The sequence below is a fragment of the Pseudomonas sp. PMCC200344 genome (genome assembly GCF_030053095.1).
GTDB classification, from domain to species: domain Bacteria; phylum Pseudomonadota; class Gammaproteobacteria; order Pseudomonadales; family Pseudomonadaceae; genus Aquipseudomonas; species Aquipseudomonas svalbardensis.
This window is the reverse complement of record NZ_CP125618.1, coordinates 497,249-507,960: the sequence shown is the minus strand read 5'-3', so window position 1 is coordinate 507,960 and position 10,712 is coordinate 497,249. Positions and strand designations below refer to the sequence as shown.

Below are 10,712 nucleotides of genomic sequence, written 5' to 3'. Positions count from 1 at the left end.
ACAGGGATAATTGGGCAAACTGGCGGTCTGTCTACCTACATCCCCAACCTGACTGAGAGGACTGATCATGGTTCTGCGCTCGGAAATTCTGGTGAACAAAAACGTGCTCCCGACTAAAGAACAAGCTCTGCCTGGCCGCGAAACCCCAATGAACCTGCCGGAAAAACACTTCGTCCACGACGCCCCGCTGCTGGGCCCGTTCGTCACCGATGTGGATTTCGCGATCTTCGGCCTCGGATGCTTCTGGGGCGCGGAACGCAAGTTCTGGCAGCGTGAAGGCGTGGTCAGTACGGTGGTGGGTTACGCCGGTGGTTTTACGCCGAACCCGACGTATGAAGAAGTCTGCTCGGGCCTGACCGGTCACAGCGAAGTGGTTCTGGTGGTCTACGAGCCGGCAAAAGTCAGCTACGAAGAGCTGCTGAAGATGTTCTGGGAATTGCACAACCCAACTCAGGGCATGCGTCAGGGCAATGACATCGGCACGCAGTACCGCTCGGTGATCTATGCGACCAACCCGACGCAATTGGCTGCCGCCAAGCACAGCGAGCAGGTGTTCCAGGTCGAACTGACCAAGGCAGGCAAAGGCACCATCACCACCGAAATCGAAGAAGCGCCGACGGTCTACTTCGCCGAGGCTTATCACCAGCAATACCTGGCGAAAAACCCTGAAGGGTATTGCGGGATTGGCGGTACGGGCGTGACTTGCCCAATCTGACTTTCGGGCCCTGAAAGCATCGCGGGCAAGCCTCGCGCCTACGGTCACACCGACCTGTAGGAGCGAGGCTTGCCCGCGAAGGCGTCCTCTCAAACGCCATCAATGCATCTGATCAGGCGATCAACTCTCAGCAATCAACCAATCCATCTGCCAACCACCCTGGGTCTGCCCCAACTTCTTGGACAACCACGGCAGCAACTCACGCAATTCCTCTTCCAGCCCCCACGGCGGATTCGCAATCGCCAACCCGGACCCGTTCAAACTGTTCGGCGTATCCAGCGGATGCACCAACAACTCGACCCGCAACAACTTCGGCGCGCCCGTACCCGCCAGATCCTGATAAAAACGACGCAACATGCGCTGATCCTTCACCGGGTACCAGATCGCTGCCACGGTTTGCCGCATCCGCCCAATCGCCTCTTTCAGCGACGCCGCACAGCGCTGCATCTCATCCAGCTGCTCGAACGGCGGATCAATCAACATCACCGCCCGCTTCTCCTGCACCGGCAACATCGCACGCGGCACATGCCAGCCTTCACCCAGATGCACCTTCACCCGACGGTCGCCCGCCATATTATCTTTGAGCAACACACCGTCTTCCGGGTGCTTTTCGTTGAGCATCACCCGATCCTGCGGCCGCGTCAGACGCCGCGCCAACTCAGGCGACCCTGGGTAATAGCGCAACTGGCCATCCGGGTTCATGTCGTGCAGCACCTTCATGTAATCCGCGGTCAACGCCGGCAGATCCGGCTGATCCCACAAACGCGCAATACCTTCCAGGTACTCACCGGTACGACTCGCCTGATCACCCTGCAGGTCATACAGACCAATGCCGGCGTGAGTGTCGAGATAGGCAAACGGCTGCTCCTTGCGCGACATCAAGGCGATGATGCGGGTCAAAGTCAGGTGTTTGAACACATCGGCGTGATTGCCGGCATGGAAGGCGTGACGATAATTCATGGCTGCTCCTGCGAAGGGCGGGAAGTTTACCTTGTACAGCGGCGAACGTCAGGGCCTCACAGCCGAGCGGGCAGTTGCAGCACGCATAAAGGGGAAAACACACCTCAGCTAGGCCGCAACACGATCTGTAGCAGCTGGCGAAGCCTGCGTTCGGCTGCGCAGCAGTCGTAAAATCAGAGCTTGCGGTGTTTCAGGTGCACCGTGCAGGCAGGGTTTACGACTGCTGCGCAGCCGAACGCAGGCTTCGCCAGCTGCTACAAAAACGTGCGTATCAACTTAACTGAACAGCATCAGCGAAAGCCCCCGGCGCTACTCCGAAGACCGAGCCTTCAATCGTCGCCCTAACACATCCAGCACATCACACCCATCCCGCAACGGAATGGCACAGAGCAAAGCAAAATCACTAAGAATGAAGGACTGACACTCGATCGAACCGCGCATGGACAAGTTCTCCATCACTTGGGTGACGGCGCGAATTCGGTAGTTGGCAGCGTCATATAAAACATCCAGCGGCGCTTGGGTGTCGACGAACAGGGTTGGCATGTCGTCGCAATTGCTGGTGAGCGCCATGAAGCGGCTTTGGGGATGGGGGGTTGGTTTTTCGTAGGGAGGATCGGGGTGAAGTGTTTTCATCGATTTTAGTCCTAACGTATGGATTGACGCCGCCAGAAATCGCTTCCACGCAATGGGTGGCGGCTGTACGCAGGTGTGGAAGACCGGGACGTTAGGCACCCGGCGCACTCGAAAGCGCCCCGCGCACAGCCACCATAAAACACAGACGATAAAACACGCCGAACTGGTGGCGCTTGATGCGCCTAACGATAGAAGGGCTTCCACGCCCTGTCACTGAGTTTGCAGAGACAGCTAAGAGACTATCGATGAGGTCCGTTGCGCACCAGTTCATGAAAACCGCTACAACTTGAAGGAAACTTCCGACGACCTTGCCCAGAAATTTCGCTTCCGCTCAGAGACGTCCTCTACCAAGTGGATTGATCTTCAAGACTGGCTTTTTGAAGGTCGTCTTTCCACTCCACAGTTGCTAACCGAAAAACCTCTTCGAAAAAAGCTCGAGGATTGTCCATTTTGTCCCACCCCGAAGGTAACGATGAGTACTCTTCAGGATCATTTTCTAACAAAGCTTGGAAATCATAACTGGCATCTCGCAGAGCTTTATCTAGACAACCCACAAGCAAATACTTATGCCTGTATGAAAGCTCTGAAAATTCAACCAAACAATAATGAAGCACCAAAGTCTTTCGATCTATTGGGTCATTTGGGTTAAACCTACCCAACTCCTCACCTAACGTTTCTTCCCTGTCATATATATCAAATCCGCCTAAAAAATATGAAGGCGTAGGGATATATGAATAGCCGGTACTAGGCTCTATCAAAACGCCACCTACTTGATTGGATACAATGTGAATGGTTTTTCTTTTTTGCTGAATTTCATTTCTATTCCGTTCATCTTTACCAGTTTAGGTTCATTTTTATTTTTCGAATTTGGTATATAACCTTCACCGCCGTCAGGAAACCTCATTCTCACAATTTTCCGACCTTTTTTATCAGTCCCTGTAAATTTCGGTAGACCGTTTGCCTCTCGAGAAGTTGCCATCTTATAAGCCTCCAATTGTAGCTCCCAGCTATAGAATCTAGAGCTTGGATTCCCTATCTTGTCTTTAGGTGTCACCCCTGTAATAGGATCTGTGCCATCAATTGCCCTTTGCTTATGAGCCGCACGAGGAACTTCAGGGTCATGCTTTCCAACCATATGCATGCCTTGACTGTCGTTTAATCTTTTAACTTCTTTCTTGGCAAGCTCCGCAGCACTCAGTTTAGGCTTCGGTAACTCAGGCTCACCCTCATTAACCTTAGCGCCAGTCGTATCATCCGGCGCCCCACACCCTGGTTTATTCGGCGGCGGGCAATTCCCGCTCAGCCCCAACGGATCAACCCACCCCGTCGGATTCGGTGTGTACTGATACTGGTTCAGCCCACCCGCTAACTTGATCGGGTCCGGCGTCAGGTACCGACCCACCTCTGGATCATAGTACCGATGCCGGTTGTAGTGCAGACCACTCTCGGCATCGAAGTACTGCCCTTGAAACCGCAACGGTTGCTCGAGCTGCTCTCCCCCACCGAACGCGAGGCGAGTGACTTTGCCGTAGGCGTTGTACTTCGCCGACCAAACAATCTCGCCACCAAAATCAGTCAGTTCCTGCGGCGTACCCAGGTGATCGAGCTGGTAGTAAAACGGGCAAGCCTTGCGCGGGCCTTTGCCGTCGAGCATGGCCAGTGGGCGGAAGCTGCCCGGTTCGTAGAGGTAGCTGCGGTAGTGCTCGCGGCTGCTTTCGGCGATGAGGTGGTCGCCTTGCCAGAAGAACTCGGTGATGTTGCCGTCGACGGTTTTGCTGATGCGGCGGCCGAAGGCGTCGTAGCGGTAGTTGGCGCTGCGGCCGTCAGGGGTTGTGACGCCGACCAAGCGGTGTTGGCAGTCGTAGCGGTATTCGGTGACGAGTTTTTGCGCGGTGCCGCGGCGTTCGCGGATCAGGTTACCGAAGGCGTCGTAGTCGTAATGGCGATCGCCTTGCATGAGCAGGCGATTGCCTTTGACGGTCGCGGCACCGGGGCGGTCCTGCATCAGCAGGTTGCCGGCCGGGTCGTGGGCGAAGCTTTCCGCTGGGTCGTCGCGGCTGTGGCGCACGCGGGTCAGGCGGTTGAGTGGATCGTACTGATAGCTGCGCTGGCCTTGGCGGGTGTCGGCGATGCTGTCGAGATTGCCGTTGGCGTTGTAGGCATAGTCGCGGCGATACAGCGGTTGTTGCCGTTGGCTGACGGCGTGGGCCTTCAGGCGTCCCTGATCGTCGTAGGCATATTCGCTGAGCAACAGGCCTTGCTGGCGTTGCTGTTCGCGACCGAAGGCGAATTGGTGAGTGGTGAGTCGCGCACCGTTGAGGTCGATGGCGGCCAGCACGCCACCCTTGGCGTGGCGGTAGTCGAGTTTGCTGTTGTCCGGCAGGCGCAGGCGATTCAGCTGACCGCAGGCGTCGTAGCCATAGCGCAAGGTGCCCCAGCCCTGATGTTCGGTGATCAGGCGGTCCTGTGGGTCGTACTCGAATTCCAGCGGATGATCGTGGCCGTCGTCGACGCTGACCAGGCGGCCAAGGCTGTCATAGCGATACTCGACCTTGACGCCGTCGGGCAACGTTTTGACCAGCAGGCGTCCTGCCGAATCCCGCTGATAAGCCGTCACCAGCTGCGAGTCGTCCTCGCCGAACTCGGTTTTCTCCAGCAGATGGCCGTTGAGGTCGTAGGCATACGCCGTGCGCTGGCCGTCGAACCCGGTTTCTTGTCGGATCAGGCCGTTGGCCGTGTAGTCCAGCTGATATTTTTCACCGTATTGGTTTTCGATTTCGGTGAGCAACAGCTGGGCGTTGTCGTAGCGGTACTTCAGCTGGGTGCCGTCGGCGTTGAGGCGGCGGCTGACCAGGTGCAGATCGTCGACGTATTCGTAACGCGTGAAACGCCCCAGTTCGTCGCGCTCGGCGGTGATCTTGCCGTAGGCGTTGTAGCTGAACGCGCGGCTGGCACCGGTAGGAAGCGTCGTCTGAATCAGTCGGCCAACGGCATCCCATTGGTACTGGGTGACGGCGCCGTGTTCATCCTGACGGGTAAGCTGCCGACCCATCGCATCGTAGGAAAACCGCCGCTGGCCACCGTCCGGCAAGGTCTCTTCGAGCAATTGGCCTAAGGCGCTCCAGACGAACAGATGCCGGCTGTTGTCCGGGTAACGGATCGACAGCAGCTGGCCTTTTTTGTCGTAGTGGTAGTGGCTGACATGGCCGTCGGGATCGGTCGCTTCGGTGATAGCGCCCTGAGCATTGCGCTGAGAAGTCCAGACCGCTTTACCGCGGTACCGCGCGTGCAGGAAACCGTTGCGGTACTCGTAGGCCGTCGGTTCGTCTTCCGGTGGAATCAGCGCAATAAGCCGTCCGACTTCGTCGTAACGGTATTCGGTGACGGCGCCGAGCGGATCCTGCTCGGCAATCAACCGACCTTTATCGTCGTAGGCCTTGAGGTGTTCGCCACCATCCAGTTCGACCTTGCGCACCAGCCGCGCCCGATCGTCGTGGACGTAAACCTCTTCACTGCCGTCGATGTTCTGGACGGTGACACTGCCCTGCTCATCCCAGACATAACGCGCGTCCATCTGTGAAAACGACGCCCAATGGCGGACACATCGGGCCGCCTTGCCGGACCTTTCCCACGCCCAGAAGAAACTCGCCCCACCGGTCAGTTGCCGCTGCAAGATGACGTGCTGATCGTCGTAGTCGTAGCGTTCGCTTTCGCCGGCGGCGTTGGTGGCTTCGATCAGTTGATCGCGTTCGTCGTAGTGATACGTGACCAGCGTCTGTTCGGTGTGCCAGGCCTCGTCGAGGGTGTCGGCCGGATGAAAGCGCTGATACTCGACGGCGACCAAATGGCTGCGGTCATAGCGCAGCAACAAGGCGCGACCGGCACCGTTGTCGAGGCGTTTGATGCGGTCTTGTCGATCGCGGGTGATGCGCAGACGGTTGTCGTAAGCGTCGCTGATCGCCGTCAACCGACCGTTATGAAAGTGATAGAACCGTGCGTCGTCACCCGCCTGGGCGAGGATCAGTTCTTCGGGTTGATCGCCGAGATAAATCGCCGCACGCGACAGGCTGTTGTGGATCGCCGGACGTTCGTGGTTCGGCAGCGGGAAGGAGGTGCGGCGGTTTTCGTGGTCGATCCAGATGACGGTGTCGCCGTCGATTTCCAGTCGATGCGCAAGGCTGTGACTCCAGCCGAATCCGAGGCCGATATCGATCTCGGCGGCGCTGGTGCGATAGAGCCGGGTGAAGTCGAACGGCAAAATCCCGTCCAGTAAACCGTCGGTGAGGGTCAGCAGTTCTTCGCCGGTGACCATCGACACCGGACATTTGTTGGTGGCGGTTTTATCAACGGAATCGGCGCTGTCACCGTTGGGGTTTTTCGCCTGATCCGGGACGTTGTCGTGGTGCTCGTCTTTTTTCAGTGTGGTGTTTTTGCGGCCATTCCAGCGAAGTTGCATCCGACCTTTTTTTAGTCCCGCAGCAACACCGCGCGCGGCGACTTTTTTGTAGCGATCTACATACTCCATAAAGTTATTGATGATCGTGACCATCGACTTCACGAAGCCCATTGCTGCCTGAAAAATCTGCGCGCTGTACTTGGCCAGGCGCACTATCAGCCAGGCAATGCCAACCCCGACCAGGCTCAACACCAAGCCAATTAACAAGTCGATGACCAAACCAACCACGACTTTGGAAATAGCCTCGGCCGAGGACCCGGTCAGTTGCGAAGGTGGCAATGCTTCGAGCCATAGCACTGCGGTGCGCATCAGCAGACACAGCGCCGCTTCGTCGGTGGCCAGCAACATGGCTTTTTCCATCATGTCTGGAGCGCTTACTGCGAGTCTTGCGAGTTCTCCTGTGCTTTCACCCAGTTTCTCAGCAAAGGCGTTAGGGTCTTTCAGAATGTCAGTGAGTTCACCGATGCCATCCCAAACAGCCTGAATCGCGTCCCAACTTCCTGCGCGCATTCCATTACCCACCGCCGCCAACGAAGCTGACGCCGACTGCTGCGACCACTGCGGTTTGAAACCTTCCCACTCTTTGCGCAGCCAGCCTTCCAACTCTTCGGTGAGGCCGTCGTAAGAGGAAAAAAGATCATTGATTTGATCCGGGGTGACTTCACTCTGAACATGCACGCGATAGAACTTTCCAGGCGTGCCTGTGAACTGCCCCTTACCGTTTTCATCGAGCTTGACCGGTGTGCTCTTGCCACCATCAATGGCAATCACATCGACCTGGATGTTTCCTAACGGAATGTCGTAGACCGACTCGAACTTGCTTTCGATCTCTAGAATCCCGCTCTTCGGACAACGCGCAACACTGGAGAAAAAGTCTTCATCACCACTGCTTACAGACTTGCTGGTATTGCCCAGCTTGATCTTCCGCTCCATGGCCATCAGCGATGGCATGTCCGTAGCTCGGCTGACCTTGTCCGCATTCCTGCTTAGGAAGCCGCCGAGTTGTTGGCGATACAGACTCAAGGTGTCTTTAAAGCCGTCGAGCTCCTGCTCGATTCGTACAATCTGATCCATCAGTTCAGCTCCGCCATCAGGTATTCCACCAAGGCTGTTTTGGGTGCTTGAGGCAGATCCGATGCCTCAAGAAAGATCGCGACCTTGTGGCGCAAAACGCTGTCGGAAGACGCCTCGTAAAGGTCAGGGCGCTCTTCGCTCAGCCACTTCAGCAAGTTGCTGATTCGGGTCGTTGCGAACTCGGTACCGAGGTGTTTGAGCAGCGATTCGGAAACTTCCCACCACGGAAAAACACGGGAACTGTTTAGCGCTTGGCCACCGATTTCGAGCGATTGACCATTGATCAAACAGCGCCCGATCACCGGCATCAGCTGCGTAGCGTTAACCTCGGCAGACTGAAGGATCGACAGCAAATAACGCCCATCCCAAAAGCGAAAAAACACTGCGTTACCGTTGGGCAAAAGAACTTGAGTGAGGCTGCGAAGATGCTCGACCAACACCTCCTGAGGGGCAGAAGAAACCGCCAACCAACCCCAATCGCGAGACTCGGTTGTGGCGACCCACTGCAAAAACTCACTGTCAGCAGCGACGATTCCGACATAGGGCATCACCGGTTCCCACTCGGCGTAAGCGGTGCCGGACCAGATCGGACTGGGTGCTTGAGCGGAGATCGAACGCTGCCAGGCTTTAAACGGTTCAGCGGCACTCGCGTTGCTGAAAACCGCGAACAACTGCTCGGAAGGTTTGAGCGGTTGGCGATCCAACCAGGCGTGGGGTGACAAGGCATCAGGCTGCACAGACACCCTCCTTGCAACGCTCACATTCCTCACAGAACGGCGCGTCGCTTTTCAGGCTCAGAATCTGTGCGGCACTCAGCAGCGCCGCCGGGGCGGCGACGAGTTTCAACGGCGCATCCGGCAAGGTCGGCGAAGCAGCCATGGCCGACATCAACGCGCCCCCCACCTGAATCGGCACGCTGCTGAAAATCCCGCCGGGGCCAATATTGATCCACTGCCCGCCCGCCTGAATCGTCGCGCTGGCCCCACCGTCGATCACCACTTGCTGACCGGCGCTGACATGGAATTGCTGACTGGCATTCAGCGCCTGGCTGGTCACGCGAATGTGTCGGTCACCGACCACCACTAGGTGATCGTCCCGTTTCACTTCGGTCTGGCGCTGACCATGGGTGATGCGTTGCTCGTCAGCCTTCAGCTCATGTCGAGCGGTGCCGGTGACGACGATGCTGCGGGCGTTATCGACCTGCACCTGTTGATCATTCAGCACGTGCTGGGTCCAGTTTCGCTGGGCGCGCAGGTAGATTTCCTCGGCGCCTTTGCGATCTTCGATGCGCAATTCGTTGTAACCGCCACCACCGGGACTGCTCTGGCTGCGGAAAATGCTGCGGGTTTTGTCGGCGGGCAGATCGAGCGGCACTGGGGTTGCGGCATTCGGCAAGCAGCCCATCACCAGCGGTTTGTCGGCGTCGGCGTCGACGAATCCCACCAGCACTTCCATGCCGACTCGCGGGATCATCACGCTGCCATAACGGTCGTGCGCCCAGCCGGTGGCGACGCGCAGCCAGCAACTGGAGTGTTCATCGAGCTGACCGTCGCGGTCCCAGGCGAGTTGAACCTTGACTCGACCGAACTCGTCGCAATGGATTTCGCTGTCGGTCGGGCCGGTGACCACGGCGGGTTGATAGCCGAGCATGCGTGGTTTTTCCGGCCCGAGTGGAGGGCGAAACGAAACGTCCCACGGTGTTGCCAGAAAGGTATTGCGATAGCCCTGGAAATCATCCGGGCCGTCACTGGTAACCGACTCTTCCAGCACTTGCGGCTGGCGGCCACGGTGTTCGATTTCGGTGATCAACCACAGGTCATTCCATGCCTGACGCGGATGCTCGGCCAGGTGCAGGAAGTGCCCGCTGACCAAAGCCGATTCGTCGCCACGACCTTCGGCCTGACGGAAGTCGGCGTTGTGGCGTTCGAGTGCTCGCTGGGCCAGATGCTTGCCGTGTTCGCGGTCGGTGAATTGACCCGGGAAGTGGTAATCCTCGAGCACCGGTCGCAGCTCACTGTCGAGGCGGCTCTCAAGTTGCAGACGCGGTTTGCGGAAGTCGTAATCGCGACGGGTTACCGCTGTCGTCCGGGTTTCCAGTCGCACGTTGAAACGCTTGATGGCCGGTGCATCCGCCGCCATTCCGCTGCCCGGCAGGTATAGCGTCGGCTCGGGCAGACGAGGGAAAACCGTCTGGTCATCACCAAATACCAACAGGTGCCCGTCGAGGCTGTGCTGAAAGTGGTAGTGAATGCCGATCTCGGCACACAGCCGCTGGATGAACGCCAGATCGCTTTCGGCGTATTGCACGCAGTACTCGCGCGCTGGGTAGTCGCTGCCGAGCCGAAACTCGAAAGCATCGCGCTGGATGCCGTGGTCCTTGAGAATTTGCGCGACGATCGCCGGCACGCTTTTGTGCTGGAAGATCCGCTGATTGATACGCTGGCCGAGGTAGGCCAGACGCGGCACGAGGCTGATTTGGTAGCCCGTCAGGCGTTGTCCGGAATCGCTTTGGCCGACGCGAAAAATCTGGCCATGAATGCCGGAACCCTGCGCATCAAAACTCAGAAACGCCTGACGATGCAGGAGGCTTTCAAGCTCTATGTCGGGCCGTTCGCTGACCAGTTCCAGGTCAAAACGGTAGGGCTGGCTGATGGCTTCCGCGCCCGAGAACTCAAGTACCTTGAGCTCATTCTGGACGCCGTCGATCGTCAACGTGAAACGCGGTTGATTGGCAGGAGCGAACATCCGATGTGTCTCTGCAGAATGAAGGCGGGCGATTCTGCATGAGCGACAAGGGGTGTTGATGGAGGGACAGGGAAATCAGATTTCCCCTACTTTTTTAGAGATTTATCCTTCAAAAATTGGAAAAGAGAA

General features: G+C 57.5%; 7 protein-coding genes. 1 reads left to right on the top strand and 6 read right to left on the bottom strand.

Features of this window, described 5'->3' with window-relative positions; genetic code table 11:
- Nucleotides 1–67 precede the first annotated feature (67 nt).
- Nucleotides 68–715 (top strand): peptide-methionine (S)-S-oxide reductase MsrA, encoded by a 648-nt coding sequence (msrA, locus tag QFW87_RS02290; RefSeq protein WP_283182668.1) that lies wholly within the window; start codon nt 68–70, stop codon nt 713–715.
- A 120-nt stretch (nt 716–835) separates the two neighbouring features.
- Here msrA and rlmJ read toward each other — a convergent pair whose 3' ends face one another.
- From rlmJ to QFW87_RS02260, 6 genes are all read right to left on the bottom strand, one after another.
- The gene (gene rlmJ, locus QFW87_RS02285) at nt 836–1,675 is read right to left on the bottom strand and encodes a 23S rRNA (adenine(2030)-N(6))-methyltransferase RlmJ (protein ID WP_095127455.1); all 840 of its coding nucleotides are present in this window, start codon (nt 1,673–1,675) and stop codon (nt 836–838) included.
- Nucleotides 1,676–1,984: 309 nt separating this feature from the next.
- Nucleotides 1,985–2,308 carry a hypothetical protein gene (locus tag QFW87_RS02280; RefSeq protein ID WP_223432808.1) on the bottom strand — a complete coding sequence of 108 codons (324 nt, stop codon included), beginning with the start codon at nt 2,306–2,308 and terminating at the stop codon, nt 1,985–1,987.
- 344 nt (nt 2,309–2,652) lie between these two features.
- A complete protein-coding gene (locus tag QFW87_RS02275; protein WP_283189717.1) occupies nt 2,653–3,066 on the bottom strand; it encodes a hypothetical protein in 414 nt (137 codons plus the stop codon).
- A gap of 8 nt (nt 3,067–3,074) precedes the next feature.
- The gene (locus QFW87_RS02270; protein ID WP_283189716.1) at nt 3,075–7,838 is read right to left on the bottom strand and encodes an RHS repeat-associated core domain-containing protein; all 4,764 of its coding nucleotides are present in this window, start codon (nt 7,836–7,838) and stop codon (nt 3,075–3,077) included.
- Nucleotides 7,838–8,575, bottom strand: a complete 738-nt coding sequence (locus QFW87_RS02265; protein ID WP_283189715.1) for a DUF4123 domain-containing protein — start codon at nt 8,573–8,575, stop codon at nt 7,838–7,840. Before QFW87_RS02265 ends, QFW87_RS02270 begins: the two co-directional genes overlap by 1 nt.
- Complete coding sequence (locus tag QFW87_RS02260; RefSeq protein WP_283189714.1) at nt 8,565–10,583, bottom strand: type VI secretion system tip protein VgrG; 2,019 nt, start codon at nt 10,581–10,583, stop codon at nt 8,565–8,567. The genes QFW87_RS02265 and QFW87_RS02260 overlap by 11 nt, the downstream gene beginning before the upstream one ends.
- Nucleotides 10,584–10,712: the final 129 nt, after the last annotated feature.

What these genes read in the sequence shown, in the direction of transcription:
- QFW87_RS02280 (WP_223432808.1), bottom strand. Translation starts at nt 2,308, where the DNA reads ATGAAAACACTTCACCCCGATCCTCCCTACGAAAAACCAACCCCCCAT.
- rlmJ (WP_095127455.1), bottom strand. Translation starts at nt 1,675, where the DNA reads ATGAATTATCGTCACGCCTTCCATGCCGGCAATCACGCCGATGTGTTC.
- QFW87_RS02260 (WP_283189714.1), bottom strand. Translation starts at nt 10,583, where the DNA reads ATGTTCGCTCCTGCCAATCAACCGCGTTTCACGTTGACGATCGACGGC.
- msrA (WP_283182668.1), top strand. Translation starts at nt 68, where the DNA reads ATGGTTCTGCGCTCGGAAATTCTGGTGAACAAAAACGTGCTCCCGACT.
- QFW87_RS02270 (WP_283189716.1), bottom strand. Translation starts at nt 7,838, where the DNA reads ATGGATCAGATTGTACGAATCGAGCAGGAGCTCGACGGCTTTAAAGAC.